Genomic DNA, 24,484 nt, shown 5'->3' on the forward strand with positions numbered 1-24,484 from the left:
CTTGCCAACACCGGGCCCGACGGTGGTATGGCCGTTGCGTGAAGAGGACGCCCGAGGGTCAGGAGCAAGCAAGCGACGTCGAGGCGGAAGCGGAAGCGGAAGCGGAAGCGGAAGCAGACGCGGAAGCGGAAGCAGACGCGGAAGCGGATGATCCGGAATCGGACGACGATCGAGACGAAGCCGATCCCGACGCCGCCGATCCCCCCTGGAAACGCACGCCTGCGGCGACGTTCCGCGACTGGGCCGCGGGGGCGCCTTTGCCGCGGTCCGTGCACCTCGTCCTCGGCCTCGTCCTTCCGGCGATCGTGATGCTCGCGAACGCGCGCCGCGTCCTGTCGTTCACCATCGACGACGCGTACATCTCCTACCGCTACGCCCGGAACCTCGCGCGGGGCCTCGGCCTCGTCTACAACGCCGGCGAGCGCATCGAGGGGTACACGAACTTCCTCTGGACCGTGATCCTCGCCGGCGGGATCAAGATCGGCCTCGATCCCGACGTCACGGCGAAGGTCCTCGGCGCAGCCTCCGCGGTCGGCGCGCTCGCCATGATGTACCGCCTCTCCGATCGGTTCCGACCGTTCGCGGCGCTGCCGTGCCTCGCGACGTGGCTCGCCGCGACCACCGTCGTCTTCTCCGGGTACGCCGTCTTTGGCCTCGAGACCGCGTTCTTCGTTTTCCTCCTGCTCGCGGGCACGTGGCTCTTCCTCCGCGAGCTCGATCCCGACGAGGCGAGCTCGGAGAAGGCGAGGTTCCGCTTCCCCTGGTCGGGCCTCGTCTTCGGCCTCGCCGGGATCACGCGGCCCGAGGCGCCTGCATTCGTCGGGCTGCTCATGCTCGTGCTCCTCTTCGGGCGCGATGCGTTCGGCACGAAAAACGCCGCGGCCCGCGTCTTCACCGCGCCGGGCGGCTTCTTCGGCAAGCAGAACATTTGGCGTGGCGTGGCGTTCGTCCTTCCGGTCGGGACGCACCTCGCCTTCCGACGCGCGTACTACGGCACGTTCGTGCCGAACACGTTCTCGGCCAAGACGGGCAACTGGTCCGCGCAGATCGACGGCGGCGCCGACTACGTCCGGAACTACATGAACCACGCGGGCCCGGTGTTTTACCTCGGGCTCTTCGCGGTCGCGATGGGCCTCGTCTGGCGTCGCCGCGAGCTCCTGGCGGCCTCTGCGATCGCGATCTTCGTGCTCGTCTACGTCGTCCTCGTCGGCGGCGACTGGATGCCGTTCTTCCGCTTCATGGCGCCCTTCGAGCCGTTCGCCTTCCTGCTCGTCTGCGTCTCGGCACGCGCGATCGTCGATCGAAGGAGCCGCGCCGCGAACCTCGCGCTCGCCGCGTTCCTCACCATCGCTTTCTCGTTGCGGGTCGGGAACATGCAGAGCGCGCAGCGGCAGATCGTCGAGAAGGAGCAGCGCTTCTGGACGATGGCGGCGGGCGGCACGGCGAAGTGGTTCCTCGAGAACGGCACGCCCGGCGAGATCGCGATCGGCGACATCGGGTACGTCGGCTACGCGACGGACTACCCCATCCTCGATCTGCTGGGCCTCGTCGATCCGGTCATCAGCAAGCTCGAGGGCGGTTACACGCGCAAGCTCGGCCCCGGCTTCCTCGATCGGTTCTTCGACAAACGCCCGGACTACTTCCTGCTCATCTCCTCGAACATCGACTGCAAGCACCCGTCCGTCCCAGGATCGCAGGTGATCTACCGCGATCGACGCTTCCTGCCGGCCTACGAGATCGCGGGCAAAGTGCCGCTCGACGCGGGCTTCGCGTGGTGCATCTACCGTCGCAAGGAGACGCTCGGCACGCAGGCGCCCTGATGCGTTCCGTACGAGCGTCCAGGCCGTACCTGACACGCACCTCGGGGTATCGCGATACCCAAACGAGGGGGATCCTGAATTGATCCCGGCGGGTGGCGTGAGCGAACCTCTTCGCTAGAGTTCCTTCACCGAAAGCGTGGAGGCGCCGCGTAGATCGCGCGGAGAACCTCCGGGGAGGAAAAGCTTGGGAGCGAGCGCTTCAGTGCATGCGAGGGGATCGATGCTCCGCGCGCACCGGGCGGCCGGGCACCATACGGGGCGTGTCCTGCTCGTCGAGGACGAGCCTGATCAGGCTGCGATCCTGGAGGCCGTGCTGCGGCACGAGGGGCTGGACGTCCTCGTCGCCTCGAGCGGCGAGCAGGCGCTCGAGATCCAGCACCGAACGCCCGCGGACGTGCTCGTGACCGATCTCAACCTCCCCGGGATGACCGGCATGGATCTCATGCGTCGGCTCACGCCTCCGACGGAGGACGAGACGCTCAAGGCGGCCACGCCCGCGCCCGCCGTCGTGGTCGTCACGGGGTCGGGCTCGGTGTCGAGCGCGGTCGACGCGCTGAAGCTCGGCGCGGCCGACTACCTGCAGAAGCCGCTCGATCCGGCGCGGCTCGTCTCGCTCGTGCGCGAGCTTCTGTCCTCGGACAACGTCCGCGAGGCCGAGGGCGAGGACGACGACGCCGTGGCCGGGCCGCTCGTGTTCGAGGGCATGGTGGGCGGATCGCGCGGCATGCGCGAGGTCTTCGCTCGGATCGACCGGGTCGCATCGACGATGGCGCCGGTGCTCATCGTGGGCGAGAGCGGCACGGGCAAGGAGCTCGTGGCGCGCGCGATCCACAACCGCAGCCCGCGCAAGAACGGCCCGTTCATCCCCGTGCACACGGGCGCGATCCCGCGCGAGCTCATCGGCAGCGAGCTCTTCGGTCACGAGAAGGGCTCCTTCACCGGCGCCTTCTCCTCGGCCGAGGGCAAGTTCGAGGCGGCGACGGGCGGCACTGTGTTCCTCGACGAGGTCGGCACGATGGACAGCGCCGTGCAGGTGAGCCTCCTGCGCGTCCTCGAGACCTACCGCTTCACGCGCGTCGGCGGCCGCAAGGAGATCGAGGCCGACGTCCGGATCGTCGCCGCGACGAACAAGGACCTGCTCGATCTCGTGGACGAGAACGTCTTCCGCGAGGACCTCTACTACCGCCTCAACGTCTTCACGATCACGCTGCCGCCGCTGCGCGAGCGCGTGGAGGACATCCTGCCGATCGCCGAGCGCTTCCTCGTGAAGTTCGCGAAGCGCTACGGCACGCCCGCGCGTCGCTTCTCCGAGGGCGCGATCCACAGGCTCTACGTGCACGACTGGCCGGGCAACGTGCGCGAGCTTCGCAACGTCGTCGAGCAGACGGCGCTCTTCGCCGCGGGTGAGATCGTCGCGCCGGAGGAGGTCCAGATCGGCCAGGGCCGCATCGAGCGGCGCACGGGCCGTCGCTCGCACCACGACCTCCAGGCCCAGACGAACCCGCCGCACGCGGAGCCGGAGCACCACGCGCCGCCGGCGCCGATCACGACCGCGCCGCCGCCGGCGATCGCGGAGATTGAGGGGCGTGAGCCTCCGCCTTCGCTCGTCGAGCCGCCGGCGTCGACGTCGGCGTCGTTTGCCCAGCCGCCGATCCGCGCGACGTCGCCGTCGTCGCACGACCTCGAAGCCCGCGAGGGGGATCGCGGCGAGCACCCGCTCGTGCTGCGTTTGCCCGTGGGAACGCGCCTCGCCGACGCCGAGCGCAAGCTCATCCTGCTGACGCTCGAAGCGGTGCGCGGCAACAAGCAACGGGCGGCGCGCGTGCTCGGCATCAGCCGGCGCGGGCTCTACTCGAAGCTCCAGGCGTACGGCGAGCACGTCGGCACCCACGAGGCCCCCGAGGCGCAGGAGGCCGAGAGCCCGCAAGACAGCACGGAGGAGGCGCCGGCGCCTGCTTCGGAAGAGGCGCCGAGCGTCCCCGGCGCCGCGGGAGATCTCGACGCGAGCCGCTGTCTCTCCTGATCGCTCCCTTGATCCCGCGTGCTCGAACCCTGCGGCGAGAGGCCTCGCCGGCTGGGTTCGTCCGCCGTTTGGCGAGATCGCTTCCCGACGCGGGTCGCTTTCGACACGCTGGCAAGCGCTTTTTTGGGTTGGGCTCCAAGAAATTGCACGTGGAGACGAATTTTTGGCAAATTCGAGTCTTCCTCGTGACTGATACGTCAGGAAAGGTCCGAAACGACAGGGCGCCCTGGTAGAGTCTTCGAGCGAAGACCGACCCGAGGTAAACAGTCGACCCTCCGAACCAGACGCGACATGAAGATCACCTGCCAATCTTGCCAGTCGAAGTACACGGTTTCGGACGAGAAGGTCCAAGGCAAGACCGTCAAGATCAAGTGCCGTAAGTGCGGCGCGACGATCCTCGTCAACAGCAGCGGGGCGACCACGACAAACGCCGACGCCGCCTCGGCCGCGGGCGCCGAAGAGGCGGCGACGGACGGCGGGTCGTACCAGGTCAACGTGGCCGAGGGCGATCAGCGAACGATGTCGCTGCAAGAGATCGTCCAGGCCTACAACAGCTCGGTCATCACCGCAGACACGTACGTCTGGGCCGATGGCATGGGCGACTGGCAGCCTCTCGGCCAGGTACAGGCGGTCGTGGACGCGCTCAACGCGGCCGCGCAAGGCGCGAGCGCGCCGCAGCCTGCGCCCGAGCCCGCGCGAGCCGCCGTCAAGAAAGACGCGCGCGGCGGAGCACGCGATCTCTTCGGCTCCGATGGCGCCTCCGACGTGTCGACGAGCGCCTCGGGCCTCGGCGGCTCGTCGTCGCCGGCACGCGCGCCCGCGCCCGTGCGCATCGGCGCCGGCAAGGAGGAGCAGTCCGCGCTCTTCTCGCTCAGCGCGTTGACGAACCGCGCGGGCGCTTCGTCGAGCTCGGCCGCGAGCAGCCTCGGCAGCCTCGGCGCGCTCGCGTCGACGCCGTCGAAGTCGACGAACACCGACGACTCCGGCCTCATCGACCTGAAGGCGCTCGCCGCAGGCGCGTCGGCCGCGCCGTCCACGACGTCCGCCGCGGCGAGCTTGCTCGGCGACTCCGGCGGCCTCTTCGAGCTCGCGGCGCCGCCCGTCACGGCCCCCGCAGCAGCTCCGATCCCGACGCCCGAGGAGACGAAGCCGCAGAAGAACCGCACGCCGCTCTTCATCGGCGTCGGCGCGCTCGTCGCGGTCGGCGCGATCGTCGGCGCGTTCATGGTCATGAAGGGCGGGCCGCCGCCGGAGCAGGCGACGACGCAGTCGGCCGCGCCTGCGAACACGCCGCCTCCGCTCGAGACCGCGCCTCCGGTGCCGACGCCTTCCGTCGCGGAGACCGAAGCGCCCGCAGCCAGCGCGTCGGTCGCCGCGAAGACGAGCGGTGGGACGTCGAAGGCGAGCGGTGGGACGTCGAAGGCGGGCGGCGGGACGTCGAAGGCGGGCACGGCGCCCACGAGCGGCGGTGGTACGGCGCCCGCGACCACGGCGAAGACCGCGCCGAAGGCGAGCTCCTGCGGCTGCGCGCCCGGCGATCTCATGTGCGCCATGCGCTGCTCTGCCAAGGGCAAGTGAACCCGCGGGCAGGGGGCTCCCGGCGCTCGGAGCTGCGGAGCCCCGCCCTCTCCCCTCTCGTTCGTCCTTCCAAACCTTCGATCGATCCACGCGCGTTTGTCCTCGTGGCGGGCGCGTGCCTCGTCGCGTGCGCCGCGCGCGCGCCCGAGCCCGAGCCCGTCGTGGCGATCGCCGGCGACGGGCCTGCCGTGATCGCTGCCGGAGGTTCCGAGCCGAGCGGCGCGACGTCCTCGCCGCGGCAAAGGCCGTGGGTGTGGGAGACGGACGAACCGCGCGCCCGCGCCCGCGCCGCGCGGGAAGGGGTGCCGCTCGTCGTGTACCTCTCGGCGGACTGGTCGGGGGCGTCGATCGCGATGGCGCGCGAGGTCTGGTCCGATCCGCGCATCCTGCTCCAAAGCACGCCGCTCGTGGCGCTCCGCATCGATCTGACGGAGGAGACGCCGGACGCCGAGCTCCGGGCTGCGCGGTACGGCGCGACCGCCGTGCCGATGACGGTCGTGCTCGACGCCGAGGGGCACGAGGCCGCGCGTCTCTCCGGCCAGTGCACGGTCGAGGAGGTCCTCGCGGCGATCCGCAAAGCCGCTGCTGATCCCTGACAGGAGAGCTTGTCCCTGTTTCGCGGGCCCGGGTATGATGGCGTGCCTTCCCCCGGTCCGATGCACAAGCCTTCATCCATCCAGCTCCTTGCCGCGTTTGCGGCGCTCACGATGGCGGTCGCCGGATGCGCCACCGAGGAGATCCCGCCTTACGGCGATCCGGCGAAGGTCGTGGGAGGCGCGGGGGCATCCTCGTCCTCCGGCGGCGCGAGTTGCATGGGGGATCCCATGTGCACCGTGAAATTCTCGAGCGACGTGCTCCCGATCCTCGAAACGAAGGGCAAGTGCGCGGACGCCCAGTGCCACGGCATGGGCGCGGGCACGCTCACGCTGACCTCGGCGAACCTCCGCGAGGAGCTGCTCGACGTGAGCGTGGCGGGGGGCGCGTACATCGCGTGTGACACACCGGAAAACTCGAAGATGCTCTGCAACTTGCGTGTCGAGATGGGGGTCGTGAAGCCGCCGAACTGCGGCGCGCTCATGCCGCAGGTCGATCCCGACGACACCGTCGACGACGCGCGGCTCAACCAGGCGGAGTTCACCATCATCGAGGAGTGGATCAAGTGCGGCGCGCCCGACAACTGATCCGCGCGATCCTGCTGCCGGCGGCCGTTTTCGGGCTCGTCGGGCTCACGGACGCCGGGCCCTCGTACGCGGGGGACAAGGACGCCGACGGTCTCGTCGCGGTCGCCGAGGCGATGAACGAGTTCGTCGAGGCCAAGTACGACAAGGCCCTCGCGCGGCTCGATGCGGCGCTCAAGGCGTGCAAGGGCAAGGCTTGCGAGCCGAGCGTGCGCGCCGAGATCCAGATGGCGATCGGCGTCATCCAGGGCGCGGGCCGGAAGAAGCTCGACGCGGCGAAGAAGGCGTTCGAGGGGGCCCTCAAGGAAGACGCGAACGTCAAGCTCGACAAGCAGTGGGCGACGAAGGAGCTCGAAAAGACCTTCGCCGAGGCGCGGCAAGTCCTCGGTCCTGCGCGCCCGCCGCCCACGAAGCAGCAGATGGCCGCGGTCACCACGGCGCAGGCGGCGCTCGCCCAGAAGGACTGGAGCGGGTGCATGCAGACGCTCATCGCCGAGATGGCGACGTCGAGCGAGTTCGCCGCGGGCAAGCTGATGCTCGCGAAGTGCCAGGACGCCGGCGGGCTCCTCCTCGAAGCCGCGGCGGACGCGCAGATCGCGGCGAAGTACGCGGAGGAAGAGAACAACCCCGGCGTCGGGGACGAGGCGAAGGCGCTCGTCGAAAAACTCCAGACCGACACGCCCACGATCACGTTGCAGATCCCGAGCTCGTGGAGCGAGGTCGAGATCAAGATCGACGGCGTCGTCGTCCCGGCCGACAAGGTCAAGCAGCCGATCCCGCACAACCCGGGCAAGGCCACGATCGAGGCCAAGGGCAAACGCGGCAAGTTCCCCGCGCAGTACAAGACGACCGAGGCCTTCGATCGCGGCGAGCAGATCACCGTGAACGTCGATCAGGGCGGGTCGGGCGGCAACAACAGCGCGGTCTTCCAGTGCATGCAGGCCGCGCGCACGCCGGCCGACATGCAGCGCTGCATCGACACCGGCGGCAAGGGCCGCGGCTTCACGCTGAAGGCCGGCCTCGAGACGATGTTCTACACCGACACGCTGAACACCACGGTCGTGTCGCCTGCCGCGTACATCTCCGGCGAGAACCCGACCGCGGGTTGGTCGGTGGGCGGCAGCTTCATCGTCGACGTCGTCAGCACCGCGTCGCCGGACATCGTGGCGACGGCGTCGCGGCGTTGGAACGAGCGCCGTTACGCGGGCTCGCTCTCGGGTGACTTCAAGGTCGGCCCCGCGAAGGTCGGTTTGAACGGCGCGGTCTCGATCGAGCCGGACTACCTCGCGCGTAGCGTCGGCGTCGCGGTGAGCACCGACCTCAAGAGCAAGATGGTTACGCCGACCCTCGCGTACAACGTCGGCTTCGACGTGCTCAGCCGCGCGGGCACGCCGTTCGAGGTCTTCAGCGAGGACATCCTGCGGCACACGATCGACGCGGGCGTCTCGCTCGTGATCGATCCGAGCATGATCGTCGTCGCGGGCGCCACGGCCGAGCTCGTCTTCGGCGACACCTCGAAGCCGTACCGCACGATCCCGATGTTCTCGGAGTCGGTCGCCTCGCGCATGCCGCTCGGCGCGACGCGCCAGGTCGTCAGCCAGAACCGCTTGCCGTTCGCGCCGCTCGAGCAGCTCCCCACCGAGCGCAGCCGCTTCGCGCTCTTCGGGCGTGCGGCCAAGCGCTTCGAGAAGACCACGATCCGCGGCGACGAGCGGCTCTACGTCGACACGTGGGGGCAGCTCGCGAGCACCACGGACGCGCGCTTCTTCCTCGACGTGAACGACGATTTGCGCCTCGGCAGCCACCTGCGCTTCAACGTCCAGTCGTCGGTCGACTTCTGGAAACGCGCCTACGTCGCCACGCAGAGCGCGACGGGGTGGAACATCCCCGAGTACCGCACGAGCGATCGCGAGCTCGGCGCGCTGATGGGCTTCACGCTCGGCGCGAACGTCCGCTACGCGCTCGCCCGGGTGCTCTCGGCGCAGCTCCAGGTCGAGGGCCTCTACAACCAGTACTTCGACCACATCTACGTCTTCAACCGGTTCGGCTTGTTCACCGCCGCGACCCTGGAGCTGGAGGTCGATTGATGGTCGCCGTGTCGTACGGGCGAAGGTTCGCCGCGCTCTCGCTCGCCGTCGCGCTGGGCGCCTTGGGTTGCAACGGCAACGACCCCATCCCGCAGGAGGTCATCGACGGTTTGCCCGCGGAGGTGGGGTCGCCGAGCGCCCTGCACCGGCCGGGTCAGCCGTGTTTGTCCTGCCACTCGACGTACGGCGCCGCCGCGCCCGCGTTCGCGATCGCCGGCACCGTGTACAAGGAGAACGCGATGGGCGCGCTCGCGGCGGCGCCCAACGTGAAGGTCGAGATCTTCGACTCGGCCGGGCCGTCGCGCTTCGCGTGCACGAACGCGGCCGGCAACTTCTACATCGAGAAGGACAAATGGTCCGACCTCACCTTCCCGCTCAAGGTGAGGGCCGGCCAGCGCAGCATGAACTCGATCATCGGCCGCGAGGGCTCGTGCGGCGCGTGCCACAAGCTGCCCTCGGACGACAGGCCCGACAACGGCGCGGGTCGTGACTCGGCCGGCGTGGTGCTCGTCGACGATGGAGACACGGATCCCATCTGTGGTGGAGGTGCGCCGTGAGGCGGAACGTGCGTGAACGGCTCCGGGCGGCGCTCGGCTTTCGCTCCCTCGCGGCGCTCGGCGTCCTCGTGACGGGGCTCGTCGGCCTTGGCTTCGGGGCTTCGAGCTGCGTGGGCGAGGAGGGGCTCAAGGCGTACGGGTGTCCGAACCCCGCCGTCTTCACGGCGAGCGTCTCGCCGTACCTCGAGCGTCGCTGCGGCACGCTCGACTGCCACGGCCAAGCGACGCGCCCCATGCGCATCTACGGCCAGCTCGGCCTGCGCCACCCGGCGGAGAACAATGTCTCCGGCGGCGCGTCGACGACGCAGCTCGAGCTCGAGGCGAACTACGCGTCCGTGTGCAACCTCGATCCCGCGGCCATGCAGCAGGTCGTCGACGATCTCGGCTCCACGGCCGACAAGCTCCTGCTCGTCAACAAGGCGCGGGGGCTCGAGCGGCACAAGGGCGGCAAGATCGTGAACGAGCAGGATCCCGGGGATCTGTGCATCCTCGGTTGGCTCGGCTTCAAGGACGCCGCCACCGTCGCGGCCTCCTGCGCCGCGGCGATCGAGCCCCTCGAGTAGGGGATCCCGCGAAGCGATCGCGGGAAGTACCACCCGAGGCCCGAGACGTGCCAGAATGGCCCCGCGGCTTTCCTCGACGCCGCCACGATCCGAAACATGCGACCTGACGAAATTCGCCCGGGCGGCCTCGTGGCCGGGAAGTACCGCATCCGGACCATTCTCGGCCGGGGGCACGGGGTCCTCGTCGAGGCCTTCAACACCGAGTTCGACCAGCGAGTCGCGATTCGCATCCTGCTCGCCGGCCAGACCGACGACAAGGAGCTCGAGCGCTTCCGGCGCGAGGCGCGCACGCTCGCGAAGCTCGAATCCGAGCACGTCGCGCGCATCATCGACGTCGGCACGCAGCAGGACGGCACGTTTTACCTCGTCCGCCAGTTCCTCGAAGGCACCGACCTCGCGACGCACGTCAAGACGCGCGGCCCCTTGCCTTTGCAGGAGGCTTGCCTGCTCGTCTTGCAGGCGGCGGAGGCCGTCGCCGAGACGCACGGGCACGGCATCATTTTCCGCGAGATGCAGCCGCAGCACCTCTTCGTGACCACGCGCGTCGGCGGCGCGCCCTTCCTCAAGGTCATCGATTTCGGCACCGCGAAGCTCATGCGCGACGTGGCCGCGCCCATGGCGGGCGAGATGACGGCCACCACGATGCTCGGCCTCTCGCCCTACTCTTCGCCGGAGATCGTGCGCAAGGCGAAGAGCATCGACGTGCGGGCCGACGTGTGGTCGCTCGGCGCGATCCTCTATCACCTGCTCACGGCGCGCCCGCCCTTCGAGGGCGAGATGGCGATGCTGATGCTCCAGATCACGAAGGAGGAGCCGCGGCCCGTGACGCAGCTCCGCCGCGATCTGCCGCCCGAGATCGAGCAGATCCTTGGCTGGGCGATGGCCAAGGACGTCGACGGCCGCTTCGCGAACGTGCACGGCTTCGCGCATGCGCTCCGGCCGTACGTGACGGCCGAGGGGCAGGTGATCATCGATCGCATCGGCGCGATCACCCACGCGGCCAAGCAACGCAAGAAGACCGGCTCCGTGCCGCCTCCGCCCTTGCCCACGCCTGCGCCGCCCCCGCGTGCGTCCGCGGGCGGTCAGGTGGTCGAGCTCGAGATCGAGGACGAGGAGTCGGTCACGCGCATCCAGAGCTCGGCGGCCGCGCTTGGCGAAATGGAACGGACCATGTTCCTCGCCGGCGACTTCGTCCCGCAACCGCCCGGGCCGCCCAAGGATGCGAAGGCATCCACGCCGGGGACGGTCCCGTTCCCGCCTGCCGGCGGAGGCCCTGTCTTCGGGGGCGCGGCGAGCGGAATGGGGCCCTCGGTGCTCGGTCCTTCGGGCGCGCCGGACGCGGGGATGCGTCCGCAGCAGAGCTCGTGGGCCGCGGGGCGCGCCGATCCGGCGACGCCGCCCGGGGCCGTGATCTCGCCGCCGGGCACGGGGCCGGCCGGCGCGATCGTCGAGCCAAACCCCTTCGCGCCGAAGAAGGATCGACGCGTTCTGTTCGGCGGGCTCGCGGCCGCGGCCGTGCTCGTGCCCGTGCTCCTCGTGCTCCTGCTCGTCGGGGGCGACAAGAAGGGCGGCGAGGGTACGACGGCGGACAGCGCGGCCCCCGTGGCCGTCGCGCCGCCGCAATCGACCACGGCCGCGCCGGCGGCCACAGCGCCGCCCCCGGCCACGACCGAGACCACGCCTCCGCCGGCGGAGGATCCCGTCGCGGTGAACGCGCCTCCGGCCGGGGATCCGAATACCGGCAAGGCGCCCGCGGGTGGCAATGCGGGAGGCGGCAGCGCGCCTCTCGGCACGGCGACGAGCGGTGGCGGCGCGACGCCGAAATCCACGGCGACGGCCACGAGCACGGCGAAGGCGCCTCCCACCGCCACGGCGACGCCGACGGCTGCGCCTGCGGGCGGCGGCAACGGCACGCTCGTCGCGGTCGCGGTCGGCGGCACGTGTGCGTTTTCGGTAAACGGCGCCTCCAAGGGCACGACGTCGACGCTCAAGCTCTCGCTCTCGCCCGGCACCTATTCGGTGAGCTGCAAGCCCGCGAGCGGCGCTACGAAATCGAGAAGCGTGGCCATCAAGGGCGGCGAGACCGCGATGGCGATGTTCAAGCTCCAGTGACGGACGGCGGGGCAGCCGCGATCGACGCGCTGCCCGCCCATTGCACCGACCTTCGCGAACACGGACCCGGCGCGTCACGACGCATTGCGGTGAACCCATAGCCGCGCTGCGTGATCGTGCCTCGTTTCGACTGCGAATGAATGTACGCAATCCGCTTCCGCGAGGCCTTCGGGAACGGGGTTTTCGCGAAACTTATGTGTTGACGCACCGAACCGCCCTCGTTTAAATAAGCGGCTGGTCCATCGCGTGACGGCGTCGTGGGGAGAAGCATCGGGAGTGGAGCATGCGTAATAGCTTTATCAAGTCGATTCTCGTTCCGTTGACTGCGCTCGGCCTGGCGGGGCTTTTCGCTCAGGCATGCAGCGGAGGAGAGAACACGAACACGGGGTCGGGAACCCCGAACGGCTGCATTCCCGGGACGAGCGTCGCATGCGTCTGTACGGACGGGCGCAACGGCGCGCAGAGCTGCAACGCCGAGGGCAATGGCTACGGGTCGTGTGATTGCAACGGCGGCGGCACCGGTGGCAGCGGCGGCAGCGGCGGCGGCGGCGACGACGTGACGTGCGTGCCGGGCGGCTCGGCGGAGGTCCTCTGCGGCAATGGCACCGTCGATCCGGGCGAGGAGTGCGACGACGGCAACTGCGAGCCCACGGACGAGTGTTCGGACAAGTGCAAGAAGCCGTACTGCGGCGACAAGATCGTGCAGCCGGGCGAGGACTGCGACGACGGCCAGAACGAGGTCGGCGACATGTGTCCCAACGACTGCAAGCTCCCGGACGCCGGCACGGACGCCCCGATCGATCCCTGCGTGGGCAAGGTGATCTTCTCGGGCTTCGCGGCGGCGCCGTCGGGCCCGCAGTGGGCCTTCGGCGGCAGCGTCGGTTATGACGGCGGCACGAAGCAGTGCCAGGCCATCGGCGCGGCCGGCGTCTGCGATTACGAGCAGCTCAAGGAGATCTTCACGAACCCCGCTGCCCACCCGGTCGACATGACCAAGCTGGCCACGGCCGTGCCGGCGGGCACGACGATCACGGCGTGGGTCAACCGCACGACGCCCGAGACGGTGAACGGCGTCGTATCGCAGCCTGGCCCCGGCGGCACTTGCAACAACTGGACGTACACGACGAACCACCTGAGCGACGGCGAGTACGTGACCATCACGAACACGGCCGGCGCGGTCTCGGGCACCTTCACGCTCGACAGCGACACCGTGTACACCACCGATCCGCAGGGTCACGCCCAGGCCGGGCTCGATTGCAATGGATCGATGCGGTACATCCCGTGCTGTTTCCCCATCTGCCAGAGCAACTGAGAAGCCATCCCGGCGAGGACCGGTCATGAGCGCACGTCGCCCGATCGGACTTGTCGCGCTGCTCGCCCCGGCGGTGATCCTCACGGTCGCCGCCGGAGGCGAGGCCCCGATTCCTTGGCCCCACGGAGACCCGCCCTCCTCGATTGCCCTGCAAGAAATGGTCGGCGGCGCCGTCGAGCTCGCCGATCGCGAGCGGCTCGAGGAGTACCTGGAGGCCTTCGAGAAGGGCGAGGACAGCGAGCACATCTTCGTGCTCCAGCCCCAGATCGATCTCGGGACCTACGACCTCGACGCGCTCTTCCGCTTCGGCGACGCCTTCTTCGCGCACGAGTTCCGCGGCGAGGACGGCTACGGGGACAAACCCTATCCCGCGCTCCAGCGTGTGCACGCAGGCGTGCGCGGCGGGCTCGACACGTATTCGTGCGCGGGTTGCCACTCCGTCGGCGGGCCGGACGGCGCGGGCGGCCCCACGCAAAACGCGTTTCTCCTCGGCGACGGCGACCGCGCCTCGTCGGCGAACCAGCGGAACGCGCCGCACGTGCTCGGCCTCGGGTTCGTCCAGGCGCTCGGCGCGGAGATGACCTATCAGCTCGGACAAACTCGGAGCGCCGCGCTCGCCGAGGCCGCGGAGAAGGGCATCGACGTCACCGCGGCGCTCGAATCGAAGGGCGTCTCGTTCGGCAGCCTCACGGCGCATCCCGACGGCTCGCTCGATACGTCTGCGGTCGTCGGCGTGGATCGGGATCTCGTGATCAAGCCGTTCGGATGGAAGGGCGACATCGCGCGGCTCCGGCGCTTCGCCGAGGACGCGGCGCGGATCCATTTCGGCATCCAGTCGCACGTGCTCGCGCTCGGGTGGCAAACGGAGCCCGACGTGCCGAAGCTCGGCCCGGGGCCGAACTGGTGGGATCCCGATAACGACGGCGTGCAGCGCGAGATCGAGGAAGGGATTCTCACGGCGACCGCGGTGTACATGTCGATGCTGGAGACGCCGGTGATCCTGCCGCCGCACGATCCGGCGCTGCGCACGCGCTGGTCGAACGGCATGGCCGTCTTCGAGGAGGCGGGCTGCGCGAGCTGCCATCGCCCGGAGCTGCCGATCGCGCACGTGCTCTGGGACGAGTGGCCCGACACGACCGGGGGGCCGCCCGTCGAGGTGAACCTCGTTCGCGACGGGGATCAGCCGCGCAGCACGAGCCTGGTGAGGCTCTACAGCGATCTGAAACGGCACGACATGGGCGAGGCGCTCGCCGATCCGCACGACGGAGCCGGGGACATTCCGCGCAGCGTCTTTCTCACGCGCCCGCTCTGGGGCCTGGCCGAGACCGCGCCGTATTTGCACGACGGCCGCGCCGCGACGATCCCCGAGGCCATCGAGGCCCACGGCGGCGAGGCCACGGCCTCGCGAGATGCCTTCCGCGCGCTCGATCCCGAGGACCGGAAGGACCTCCACGTCTTTTTGCTCTCGCTCACGCGCGAGCCGAAGGTCCACGTGCTTCCATGAGGCGCTCGCTCGTCCTCTCGCTCGTGGCGACCACGCTCGTGGCTTGCGCGCTCGATCCGACGCCCACGCCGACGGCCCAGAAAGGCACGGCGCGCGCGCTCGGGGTGTACACGACAAACCTCGATCCGGACCTCGAACGGCAAGCGTATGACGCCCTCGCGCGCGACGCGCAGAGGCGCGAGCATCGGTTCCTCGACGCCGCCGATCCCGGCCACCTCGCGCGCTCGATCCGCGTCGAGCAATCCGACCTCGAAGCGGGCGCGCATTCGCCCGAAGAAATTTTCCAGCTCGGCGCGCAGATCTTCCACGCCACGTTCACGCTCGAGATGGGCTACGGCGGCAAGGATCTGCCGCACCTCGCGCGTTTTCACGCGGGTCGCCGCGGCGGTCCCGACGCCATGCGGTGCGATTCGTGCCACTGGCGCGGCGGACCCGGCGGCGCGGGCGACGCGGCGGACAACGCGTACCTCGACGGCGACGGCGATCGGCAATCGAGCGCGCTCGCCCGGAACCCGCCTTCGCTCGTGGGCGCGGGCCTCGTCGAGCTCGTCGCCCGCGAGATGAGCGCCGAGCTCGGCCGCGCGCGCGAGGCCCTCGTCGCGCGGGCGAAGGCCGAGGGCAAACCCGCGCGCGGGCCCCTCGTGGCCAAGGGCGTCGCGTTCGGCGAGCTCGAAGCCCGGCCCGACGGCCGCCTCGATGGAACGAGCGTCCTCGGCGTCGACACGGATCTCGTGGTCAAGCCCTTCGGCTGGAAGGGGCATTTCGCCTCGCTCCGCGACGTCGTCGAGGACGAGCTCAACGTCCACCACGGCATGCAATCGACGTGGCTCGTCGCGCACGGCGACCCCGCGCGTGTCGGCGCGTTTGGCGGGACAGACCCCGACGGCGACGGCATCACCGACGAAGTCCGCGAGGGCCAGGTGACCGCGCTCGTGCTCTTCCTCGCCATGCAGGAGGTGCCCGTCACGGATACGCCGGTGGATCAGGATCACGTCGTGGCCCTCGGCAAGGGCGAGGCGCGTTTCCAGGCGCTCGGCTGCGCGACCTGCCACGTCCCTTCGCTCACGCTCGAGAGCGCCGTGTATTCGCTCCCGAGCCGCGAGGGCGGCGCCCCGATCCGCGTCGATCTCCAGAAAGACGCGGCGCTCCCGCGCATCGCGCCGCCGTTCGACGGAGGTCCGCTCCGGCTTTACCTGTACAGCGATCTCAAGCGGCACGACATGGGCCCCGGGCTCGCCGAGCGGGAGGCGGATCGGGCGGTTCGTCCGGGCACGTTCCTCACGCGCCCGCTCTGGGGGATCGCGCGGAGCCGGCCGTACTTGCACGACGCCCGCGCCCCGACCCTCGAGGACGCGATTTTGCTCCACGGCGGCGAGGCGCAGGCCGCGCGCGACGCGTTTGCCGCGCTCTCGGAGCCCGAGCGCGGCGAGCTGCGCGTCTTCCTCACGTCGCTCACCCGGGCTCGCCGGCTCTCGGTTCCATGACACGCGCGCTTGTGGTTTTGCTCCTCCTCGGCCTCGGCGCACTCGGATGCGGCGAGGTCGAGGTCGCTTGTGACGATCCCGTCGCCTGCACCTGCGGCCCCGCGCGCGCGCTCCCCGACGGCGCGTGTTGTCCGCCGTGGACCGTGGCGGAGCCCGGGGGCGTTTGTCGCGGGCGCGCCTGGACGTTCCCGGCGCCCGGACAAACCTCCGGCGGGCCCGCGGCCGCGCGCGTGTCGGCGTCGATCGACAGCGCGGGACGCGCGATCTTCGTCTGGGAGCAGGCCGGCGCTGCGCCGGGGTCCCGCGTCGTCGTCATTGGCGAGGAGGGGAGCGACGGGTCCCTCGCGCTCCGCATGCCGAGCCTCGCGCTCCCGGGGTTTGCCGCGGCACCCACGGTCGCGGCGGGCGCGGCGGGAGACGCGGTCGTCGCGTGGTGGCAGGTCACGGGCGCGTCCACGGGCCACGTGTACCGGAGCGAGCGCGCCGTGGACGGCGCCTGGATCGATCCTGCGAGCGAAGCCGAGCACGTCTCGTTCGGGGAAAAGGGACACGAGTCGCACCTCGCCGCGTCTCGCTCGGGGGAGATCGTCCACGCGTGGAACCAGTGGTACGACGGCGAGCACTACGGCATCGCGATCCAGCGTCGCGCGGGGCCCGATGCGGCGTGGGAGGGGGCTGCGTCCGAGAAGGACGTGGTCTCGCCGCCGTCCTTTTTCTCGAATGCGCCGCAGGTCGCGGTGAATGCGCGCGGCGATGCGATCGTGTCCTGGTACCAGTCACCCGGCACGGATCTCATGACGTTCGCGAGCGAGCGCTGGGGCAAGACGGGCACATTTTCCCGGCCCGGTGTCTCCGATTTCCTCTCGGCGAAGGGCGCGCCGGTCGACAGCGACGACGTGGCGAACCCGAAGCCGGCGCTCGCCGAAGATGGCCGCTCCGTCGTCGTCTGGACGCAGGAATCGGGGCAGGGCGGCCTCGCCGTGTACCTCGCGTCGCGCGACGCGAGCGGCGCGTGGACCCGGCCCGCGGACCTCTCGGATTCGCTCTCCCGGCGCGACAGCACGTGCCGGGACGTGCACGCGGCGTTCGACTCGCTCGGCTTCCTTTACGTCGTCTGGTCCGAGGACGTGGGCGCGGGGCACATCGTAAAACTCGCCCAGCGCGCGCCCGACGGCGCCTGGATCCACCCGGGCGACGAGCCGCTCGTGCTCTCGAGCAAAGGCGCGGTCCAGGCGATCACGCCCGTGATCGCGACCGATCGGGACGGCGGCGTGATCGTCGCGTGGAGCGAGCAGATCGGGGAGCTTTTTCAGGTCACGGCGCGGCGGGGCAGCGCGGCGGGATTCGGGCTGCTCGAGGTCCTCTCCCCCGCGGGGGAGGACGCGTTCACGCCGTACGTGACCCTCGGCGGCCCCGGCGATCGCGCGGTGGTCGCCTGGATCCAGGGCGATCCGAGCGTCGCGCGCGTCCTCGCCGCCACGCTCGATTGAGCTCGTCAGGGCTGCGCTTCGGCGCCGTCGCCGAGCGCGTTCGACGCGTCGCGCCCGCCCCACACGAGGATGCGCGCGCCGGTCCATACGGCCGTCGCGTCGCGCCGCGAGCTCAGCCCGGGCACCTCGGGGATGGGCTCCCAGGTCCCGCCGTTCATGCCGGGCGTGAAGCGCCCGCCGTCGCCGAGGGCCCCGGTGCAGTTCTGATCGTTGCAGCCTCCCCAGACGACCATCGAGGACCCGGTCCAGACGGCGACGTGCGCTCGGCGCGCGCTCGGCGCGCCCGTCGTGGTCATGGACGACCAGGTGCCTTGCGCGCCGCCCGCGGGCGCGAAGATCCCGCCCGTGTCGAGGTAGGGCCCGCCGTTCCAGCCGCCCCAGACGAAGATCTCCGAGCCCGACCACACGGCCGTGTGGGATTCGCGAGGCGATGCGGCGTTCGTGTTCGAGGTCTTCGCCGTCCACTGGTTGGCGGACGGCGAGTACGTCGCGCCGTCGGCGAACCAATCGAAGAAGTCCATGCCGCCCCACACGACCATGTGATCGCCGGTCCACGTCGCGGAGTGCTGCGTGCGCGGGATCGGCGCGCCCATCGTGGGGGTCGCGGACCAGGACTTCGTCGCGATGTGGTAACGGGCGCCCGACTGCAGCGCCTGGTGGGTCTCCGAGGTGCCTCCCCAGACGACCATGTACCCGCTCCCTGCGACGGCCGTGTGCCGGATGCGCGCCGCGGGCGCGTTCATCGTCGGCAGCGCCGTCCAGGTATTCGTGTCCGGGCGGTACTGCGCGCCCGAGTTGACCGTCCCGTTCGTCGAATACCCACCCCACACGATCATGGACTGGCCCGTCCAGACGGCCGTGTGCCCGAAGCGCGGGGAGGGCGCGTCGACGGTGCTCATCGGCGTCCACGTCTTCGACGCCGGATCGTAGAGGGCGCCGTCGCCGAGCAGCGGATCGGGGCCGTTCCGCTCGCCGCCCCAGATGATCATGTGCGTGCCGGTCCAGATCGCGGTGTGGTTGAAGCGCGGTGAAGGCGCGTTCTCCGTGGGCAACGGGATCCACGAGAGGCAGGAGCCGCCGAGCGCCGTGTGCGAGACCTGGCCCGTCTGCGGATCGCAGGAATCCGTCGTGCAGGGATCGCCGTCGTCCGTCGCGACGGGCGTGGGCACGCACGCGCCCGCCGCATCGCAGGTCAGGCTCTCGACGCAGGGCGGGGGCGTGCCGCACGACGCGCCCGCCGCGAGGGGCGTGGAGACGCACGCGCCGTTCGTGCAGGCGTCGGCGGTGCAGGGGTTCTGGTCGTCGCAGTCCGCCGGGGTGCAGCCACCGCTGTCGGGCGCGCCGCCGCCTGATCCTGCGTCCGGGGCGTCCGTGTCGTCGGGGATGAGATCGTAATCGATCTCTGCGATGAGCACGCAGCTCGTGACCGACGACGCGGCGAGCGCGGCGAGGAGCGCGCTCGCGAGGGCGAGCGACGCGCGGCGGGGAGACATCCCTTTTCGCTACCAAGGATGCCGTCGATCATCAAGAACTCCTTCCCATGGCGGAAATAGGGGCGCATAATCCGGATCTGATCTCCCTCGTCCTCGATCCTCGAGACGAGGCGAATCGAGGCGAGGGCTGCGCGGATCGATGCCCGTAGAGGCGCGCCCTCGGCTTCCCGGGCCTCCCCGGGTGGAGCTGCATCGATCCACCCGGATCACCCTCGATCCTTGTTATGGCAGCGAAAACTTCTCGTGAAATCGGAACCTCGAGCCGCTCCATTCGGGGGTTGCTCCTGTCGCTCGGCATTGTGGTCACGATCGCGGGGATGAGCGCGTGTTCGAGCAATAACGCGGAGGGCACGTCGGACGGGGCTGGCGCGACCGTGGGGTCCGGGGGCATGGGCGGGGAGGGCGGGGCGCCTGCGGGGCCGACGCCGTACGAGCTTTTCCTGAAAATCGAGCCGGATCTCGTCACGAATTGCAACATTTGCCACAAGAAGGGCGGCTCGGCGCCGGCGCCGTTCCTCGCGGGGGCGACGCCCGAGGAGCGCTACCAGACGATTACGTTCTGGCCGGGCATCGTGACCTCGGCGCCCGAGCAGAGCATTCTGCTCACGCATCCGGAGTCGCCGAACCACGGCGGCGGCGAGGCGCCGAAGATCCCGGAGAACGTCAAGCCCGGCGTGCTCGAGTGGCTCACGGCCGAGGCCGAGGCGCTCCCGCCGTCGAACCCCGCGGACATCGGGCCGAGCGTGCGTCCGTTCCGGACCTTGCCCGGCGGCGCGCTGAACACGGTCTACCTCGACGCGCTCGGCGCCGATTTCGAGTACATGTCGATCGCGTTCTTCGCCGAGACGCTCGGCGGCTCGAGCGACGCGCCCACGATGCTCCGCTTGACGAACATCACGGTGCACCCGGTGGTCGACAAGCCGCTCCACATCGTGCACCCGCTCTTCACGGTGTACGTGCCGGGACAACCGGGGGATCCGGATCCCGTCGACAGCTTCTCGAACCTCGACCAGACGTTCACGCTCGGCGGGGAGAACACGCTCGGCACCGGGGAGCTCGTCCTGACGAACTGGCAGAAGGGGGCGTACCTCGGGATCGCGTTCGAGCTCATCGAGGTGTACGGGGGCAACGCGGGCCCGGGGACGGGCTGCAACGATCTCGTGAACTTCCAGCAGAACGTCGTGCCGGCCATGCAGACGTGCATGATGAAATGTCACGGCGGGGCAAACCCGCAGGCGAAGGGCACGATGGACCTGTCGGAGCTCAACGCGATGATGCCCACGGCGGCTTGCCAGGAGGTACGGGCGCGCATCAAGCCGGGCGATCCTGCGGCGAGCCAGATCCTGCAGGTGACGGATCCGGTGCAGGCGATCGTGCACATGTACAAATTCGACGGTGATCTGAACGCATACAACGCTTTCAAGACCAAGGTGGAGCCTTGGATCATGGCGGAGCAGCAATGACAATGAAATGGGGCAAGAGAGCGTGGACCGGGACCGCGCTGATTGGACTTTCTTTGGTCCTTTCTGCGTGTAACCCGGACGATCCCAACAAGCTCCTCGGCGGGGCGCCCGCCAATGGGGGCAAACCCTGCCCGCCCTCCGCGAGCGGCGAGGGCGGATCCACGGCGTCGTCCACCGTCGGGAATGGCGGATCGGCCGGCGGCGATCCGACGACGACGAGCGGCGGGGAGACGACCGGCGCGGGCGGCGGCGTGAAGACCGTGCTCGACGAGCGCGTCGTCACGTACACCGAGGCGCTGCGCACCGCGAGCCTCAAGCTCGTCGGCAAGCTGCCGAAGAACGAGGAGATCGAGGGCGTCCGGAGCGCCGCGGATCCGAAGAAGGTCTACGAGACGCTCGTCGACCAGTACATGACGTCGCCGCGGTTCGCCGCGGTGATGATCGATTACTGGAAGAACACGTTCCGCTCGGGCGCCATGGCGGCGAACGAGGCGCCGAACCGCAACAACGCGCCGCTCTTCGCGGCGAAGGTCACCGTCGAGGGCGGCGATTATCGTCAGATCTTCACGGCGATGAGCGGCACGTGCCCCACGTTCGACCCGGCGACTGGCACGTTCACGCCCGTCGATTGCGCGAACGGCCCCGCCGCCGCGCCCGCGGCCGGCGTGCTCACGGACGCGGGCCTGATGGCCCAGTACGCGAGCGCGCTCGCGTTCCGCCGCGTGCGGTTCATCCAGGAGACGTTCTCCTGTCGCAAGATGCCGGCCGAATACCGGGGCACGCCGGAGCCGAAGGGCGATGGTTTCTATACGTCGCCCTGGCCGTTCGAATCGATCGGCGGCGCGGCGAACGGCGGTCGCGTCGACTTCCTCGATTATTCGTCGACGATCTGCGCGAACTGCCACGGATCGATGAACCACCGCGCTCCGCTCTTCGCGGCCTATGACGACGCCGGCAAGTACGTCGAGCCCGCTCCCGGAATGGACGGCATCCTCGAGTTCGCGGCCACGGTGCCGATCGAGGGCAATCCGAAGGTCAAGCAGAGCGATTATCTGCCGCCCGGCGAGACGACGGCGTTCAAGTTCGGCGCGCCCGCCGCGAACCTCCTCGAGTTCGGCCAGCGCATGGCCGCCGACGACGAGGTCGCGCGGTGCGCGGTCGTCCGCGTCTGGAACTACGCCATGTCGAAGGGCGACGCGGTCTACGATCTGGCGGATGTGCCCGATTCGGTCATCGGCCCGCTCGTCACGCAATTCAAGACGAACTACAACCTGCGCGAGATCATCCGCGCGTCCTTCGTCCACGACGACTTCGTGAGGTATTGATCATGGCACGGAGCTTCCTCGGCTGGGCGCTGCCCGGCCTGTTCTTCACGATCGGCTTCGGATTCGCTGCGTGCCTCGGCACCCAGGATCCGATGGGCGAGGACTGCGTGCCGTCGGCGTCGGGCCCCGGAGCGGGCGGCAATGGCGGCGCGGGCGGCGCGGGCGGCGCGGGCGGCGGCACGGCCGGCGCGGGCGCGCAATCGTCCGGTGATCCCGAGACGAGCGAGAATGGCAGCAACAACTTCCACCACCCGATGGACCCGACGCAGGCGGGCCAGGACGATCCGTTCGACATCCTGAAGAAGCGCGCGGCCGAAGGGCCGCCGGAGATCCGCACGCGGCTGCATTCATGCAGCAAGCTCACGTATGCGGCGCTCGGCGATCTGCTCACGTCGCGCGGCGTGGATCTGAACAAGACGGCGGCGGCGGGCCAACCCCCGACGGCGGGCCAGCTCTACAAATCGGCGGCAACGAAGGATTCGCTCGGCGTGGCGAACTTCGACGCGCGCATGGGCGAGTCGTATTTCTATACGATCTCGGCGGCCGCGAAGGTGCTCGACATCTTCATCCAGGCCGCGCCCGAGATCATCCAGAACATCGAGAACGCCGAGGAGTGCAAGATCAGCGGCGTGGGTAACCCCATGTTCGACGCCGCCACGGGCAAGTGCGTCTACAACTCGCTGAGCTGCCTCATGGGCCGGCCGGCGAGCGAGGACGACATGGACCTCTGCAACCTGATGATCGAGCAGGCGAACAAGGCGGATCCCAAGGATCTCGCGAACAAGCGCGCGCTCACCGTCGCTGCGTTCCTGAGCGCGGCGCACACCTGCGAGTAGGAGAACGGGCCATGGCAAACTACAAACTCAAGGATTTGCGCGGCCCTCAGCGCCGGGACTTCCTCCGGCTGATGGCCGCGGCGGGCGCGGGCTTCGCGCTCGAGCGCTCGCGGCTGCTCAATTTCATCGCCGACGAGGGCGGCACCGCGCTCGCCGCCGAGGCGTGCGGCGAGACGAACCGCCACGTCGGTATCGTCTCCGGCGGCGGCAATTTCTGCCTCTGGCAGCTCATGTGGCCGCTGCCCGACGTCGCGGCGGCCATGAACCCGGCCTTCGCGTACGACTCGATCGGCCAGGGCTTCATGACGAACTACGTCGACGAGACGTCGTATTTCAAGTCGGGCCCCGCCGACCGGCCGTTCTATTATGGCCCCGACGCGCCGTTCGTCGACCAGGCGACGCAGGCGGTGGTCCGCCCGATGAGCGCGTTCCTCGTCGCGGATACGGCCGTGCACCACCGAAAGCCGCTCCGCCAGATCACGATCGACGGCGCACTCCCGGGCAACACGAACAACAGCGGCGACGGCGTCGTCGGCAATAGCGTCACGCTCTTCGCCGCGATCGGCGCATTGCAACGGACGACGACCTCGATCCTGCCGTCGATCGGCGTCGCGCCCGCTTCCATTGGCTCCGCGCCGGGCGCGCCGACGCTCTCGGTCGTGCCGAGCGCGGACTCGATGGTCGACCTGTTCAACAGCGCCGCGTCGAAGGCGATCCTGCTCGCGCAGGAAGACAAGTCGATGTTCGAGACCTATTACAAGGCGATCCTCGGCCTGCGCGAGGCCGCCGGGCGCCCGACCTGGGCGCGCGAGCTCGACATCTCCAAGAAGGCCTCGAACCTGATTGGCCGAAACCTCGCCGCGCAGCTCCAGCCGACGGCCGCGGACCTCGCGTTTTACGGGGCCACCGAGGTCGAGGGAATGGCGGCGGCCATGTTCTTCGGTGGTCAGAATGGCAAGGACAGGCTCCTCAACCTGGCGAAGGCCCTCATCATCACGAAGAAGGCCTTCTCGCTCGGATTGACGAACCAGGTGGTCATTGGCGTCGTGCCGGAGACGGGCGGCGGCATTTTCACCGATCCGCACGAGACCTTCGCGCAGCTCGCCGCCGCGCGCATGGTGACCAAGTATTACGGCATGTTCCTCGACCGGTTCTATCAGGACCTCGCGAGCGCGCCGGATCCGGCCTGCACCGCGAAGAACCTCGACAAGACGGTCATCACCACGGTGCACGGCGATCACCCGCACGATCCGCTCTCCCGGCCGGCGTGGCCCGATTCGACGCCGGGCGGCGCGAACTGGATTTACGTGATGGGCAACGGGTACATCCCGGCCGGCTGGCACGGTCATCCGAGGACCGACAACAAGGCCATGGGCATCGACCCGACCACGGGCCTGAGCACCGATTACAACGGGATGAAGTCGGTGCACGCCGCGAGCGCCGCGATCCTCTACGCGATCGCGAACGGCGACATGAAGAAGGTGACGGAGTTCTACAAGGGCTCCGCCATCACCGCGCTCGTGAACAAGGTGTGACCGAAACACCTGTCCGATGACGTCGGCCGCGGAGCGATCCGCGGCCGAAGTCTTTTGTGGCGTACGAACGTCGAAGAGCCCGCTGACGAAGAAGTGTAAGGTCGATGTCGGCCCGGACGTTCTG

General features: G+C 69.6%; 18 protein-coding genes. 17 read left to right on the plus strand and 1 reads right to left on the minus strand.

Annotated elements, in window-relative coordinates:
• Nucleotides 1–38: 38 nt before the first annotated feature.
• From QHF85_RS07585 to QHF85_RS07645, 13 genes are all read left to right on the plus strand, one after another.
• Nucleotides 39–1,820 (plus strand): hypothetical protein, encoded by a 1,782-nt coding sequence (locus tag QHF85_RS07585; protein ID WP_281326400.1) that lies wholly within the window; start codon nt 39–41, stop codon nt 1,818–1,820.
• 220 nt (nt 1,821–2,040) lie between these two features.
• Nucleotides 2,041–3,843, plus strand: a complete 1,803-nt coding sequence (locus QHF85_RS07590; protein WP_281326401.1) for a sigma-54 dependent transcriptional regulator — start codon at nt 2,041–2,043, stop codon at nt 3,841–3,843.
• 291 nt (nt 3,844–4,134) lie between these two features.
• Nucleotides 4,135–5,421, plus strand: a complete 1,287-nt coding sequence (locus QHF85_RS07595) for a zinc-ribbon domain-containing protein (protein ID WP_281326402.1) — start codon at nt 4,135–4,137, stop codon at nt 5,419–5,421.
• Entirely contained in the window at nt 5,418–6,017 is a 600-nt protein-coding gene (locus QHF85_RS07600; RefSeq protein ID WP_281326403.1) for a thioredoxin family protein, read from the plus strand. Before QHF85_RS07595 ends, QHF85_RS07600 begins: the two co-directional genes overlap by 4 nt.
• A gap of 60 nt (nt 6,018–6,077) precedes the next feature.
• Entirely contained in the window at nt 6,078–6,602 is a 525-nt protein-coding gene (locus tag QHF85_RS07605) for a hypothetical protein (protein WP_281326404.1), read from the plus strand.
• Complete coding sequence (locus QHF85_RS07610) at nt 6,581–8,686, plus strand: DUF3570 domain-containing protein (RefSeq protein ID WP_281326405.1); 2,106 nt, start codon at nt 6,581–6,583, stop codon at nt 8,684–8,686. The genes QHF85_RS07605 and QHF85_RS07610 overlap by 22 nt, the downstream gene beginning before the upstream one ends.
• A complete protein-coding gene (locus QHF85_RS07615) occupies nt 8,686–9,243 on the plus strand; it encodes a hypothetical protein (RefSeq protein WP_281326406.1) in 558 nt (185 codons plus the stop codon). The genes QHF85_RS07610 and QHF85_RS07615 overlap by 1 nt, the downstream gene beginning before the upstream one ends.
• A complete protein-coding gene (locus QHF85_RS07620) occupies nt 9,240–9,806 on the plus strand; it encodes a hypothetical protein (RefSeq protein WP_281326407.1) in 567 nt (188 codons plus the stop codon). Before QHF85_RS07615 ends, QHF85_RS07620 begins: the two co-directional genes overlap by 4 nt.
• 96 nt (nt 9,807–9,902) lie before the next feature.
• Entirely contained in the window at nt 9,903–11,918 is a 2,016-nt protein-coding gene (locus QHF85_RS07625; protein WP_281326408.1) for a serine/threonine-protein kinase, read from the plus strand.
• 283 nt (nt 11,919–12,201) lie between these two features.
• Entirely contained in the window at nt 12,202–13,230 is a 1,029-nt protein-coding gene (locus tag QHF85_RS07630) for a DUF4215 domain-containing protein (RefSeq protein WP_281326409.1), read from the plus strand.
• Nucleotides 13,231–13,255: 25 nt separating this feature from the next.
• Complete coding sequence (locus QHF85_RS07635) at nt 13,256–14,734, plus strand: di-heme oxidoredictase family protein (RefSeq protein WP_281326410.1); 1,479 nt, start codon at nt 13,256–13,258, stop codon at nt 14,732–14,734.
• Nucleotides 14,731–16,218: a di-heme oxidoredictase family protein gene (locus tag QHF85_RS07640; protein ID WP_281326411.1), complete on the plus strand. Its 1,488-nt coding sequence runs from the start codon at nt 14,731–14,733 to the stop codon at nt 16,216–16,218. The genes QHF85_RS07635 and QHF85_RS07640 overlap by 4 nt, the downstream gene beginning before the upstream one ends.
• Nucleotides 16,215–17,708, plus strand: coding sequence for a hypothetical protein (locus tag QHF85_RS07645; RefSeq protein ID WP_281326412.1), 1,494 nt, complete (start codon nt 16,215–16,217; stop codon nt 17,706–17,708). The genes QHF85_RS07640 and QHF85_RS07645 overlap by 4 nt, the downstream gene beginning before the upstream one ends.
• A gap of 5 nt (nt 17,709–17,713) precedes the next feature.
• On the opposite strand, the gene QHF85_RS07650 is transcribed toward QHF85_RS07645, so the two are convergent.
• The gene (locus tag QHF85_RS07650; protein WP_281326413.1) at nt 17,714–19,201 is read right to left on the minus strand and encodes a hypothetical protein; all 1,488 of its coding nucleotides are present in this window, start codon (nt 19,199–19,201) and stop codon (nt 17,714–17,716) included.
• A 317-nt stretch (nt 19,202–19,518) separates the two neighbouring features.
• On the opposite strand from QHF85_RS07650, the gene QHF85_RS07655 reads away from it, so the two are divergent.
• Genes QHF85_RS07655 through QHF85_RS07670 form a run of 4 tightly spaced genes read left to right on the plus strand, consistent with a single transcriptional unit; the run spans nt 19,519 to nt 24,360 of the window.
• The gene (locus QHF85_RS07655) at nt 19,519–20,664 is read left to right on the plus strand and encodes a hypothetical protein (protein ID WP_281326414.1); all 1,146 of its coding nucleotides are present in this window, start codon (nt 19,519–19,521) and stop codon (nt 20,662–20,664) included.
• On the plus strand, nt 20,661–21,989 hold the full coding sequence (locus tag QHF85_RS07660; protein WP_281326415.1) for a DUF1549 domain-containing protein: 1,329 nt from the start codon (nt 20,661–20,663) through the stop codon (nt 21,987–21,989). Before QHF85_RS07655 ends, QHF85_RS07660 begins: the two co-directional genes overlap by 4 nt.
• A 2-nt stretch (nt 21,990–21,991) precedes the next feature.
• Nucleotides 21,992–22,825: a hypothetical protein gene (locus tag QHF85_RS07665; protein WP_281326416.1), complete on the plus strand. Its 834-nt coding sequence runs from the start codon at nt 21,992–21,994 to the stop codon at nt 22,823–22,825.
• Nucleotides 22,826–22,836: 11 nt separating this feature from the next.
• Nucleotides 22,837–24,360 carry a hypothetical protein gene (locus tag QHF85_RS07670; protein ID WP_281326417.1) on the plus strand — a complete coding sequence of 508 codons (1,524 nt, stop codon included), beginning with the start codon at nt 22,837–22,839 and terminating at the stop codon, nt 24,358–24,360.
• The last annotated feature ends 124 nt before the right edge of the window (nt 24,361–24,484 follow it).

The organism is Polyangium sp. 6x1, from assembly GCF_029946515.1.
Lineage (GTDB): Bacteria > Myxococcota_A > Polyangia > Polyangiales > Polyangiaceae > Polyangium.

Excerpts from the sequence above, each read along its gene's own strand:
- QHF85_RS07590 (WP_281326401.1), top strand. The coding sequence starts at position 2,041 with ATGCTCCGCGCGCACCGGGCGGCCGGGCACCATACGGGGCGTGTCCTG.
- QHF85_RS07595 (WP_281326402.1), top strand. The coding sequence starts at position 4,135 with ATGAAGATCACCTGCCAATCTTGCCAGTCGAAGTACACGGTTTCGGAC.
- QHF85_RS07605 (WP_281326404.1), top strand. The coding sequence starts at position 6,078 with ATGCACAAGCCTTCATCCATCCAGCTCCTTGCCGCGTTTGCGGCGCTC.
- QHF85_RS07615 (WP_281326406.1), top strand. The coding sequence starts at position 8,686 with ATGGTCGCCGTGTCGTACGGGCGAAGGTTCGCCGCGCTCTCGCTCGCC.
- QHF85_RS07625 (WP_281326408.1), top strand. The coding sequence starts at position 9,903 with ATGCGACCTGACGAAATTCGCCCGGGCGGCCTCGTGGCCGGGAAGTAC.
- QHF85_RS07630 (WP_281326409.1), top strand. The coding sequence starts at position 12,202 with ATGCGTAATAGCTTTATCAAGTCGATTCTCGTTCCGTTGACTGCGCTC.
- QHF85_RS07635 (WP_281326410.1), top strand. The coding sequence starts at position 13,256 with ATGAGCGCACGTCGCCCGATCGGACTTGTCGCGCTGCTCGCCCCGGCG.
- QHF85_RS07640 (WP_281326411.1), top strand. The coding sequence starts at position 14,731 with ATGAGGCGCTCGCTCGTCCTCTCGCTCGTGGCGACCACGCTCGTGGCT.
- QHF85_RS07645 (WP_281326412.1), top strand. The coding sequence starts at position 16,215 with ATGACACGCGCGCTTGTGGTTTTGCTCCTCCTCGGCCTCGGCGCACTC.
- QHF85_RS07650 (WP_281326413.1), bottom strand. The coding sequence starts at position 19,201 with ATGTCTCCCCGCCGCGCGTCGCTCGCCCTCGCGAGCGCGCTCCTCGCC.
- QHF85_RS07655 (WP_281326414.1), top strand. The coding sequence starts at position 19,519 with ATGAGCGCGTGTTCGAGCAATAACGCGGAGGGCACGTCGGACGGGGCT.
- QHF85_RS07660 (WP_281326415.1), top strand. The coding sequence starts at position 20,661 with ATGACAATGAAATGGGGCAAGAGAGCGTGGACCGGGACCGCGCTGATT.
- QHF85_RS07665 (WP_281326416.1), top strand. The coding sequence starts at position 21,992 with ATGGCACGGAGCTTCCTCGGCTGGGCGCTGCCCGGCCTGTTCTTCACG.
- QHF85_RS07670 (WP_281326417.1), top strand. The coding sequence starts at position 22,837 with ATGGCAAACTACAAACTCAAGGATTTGCGCGGCCCTCAGCGCCGGGAC.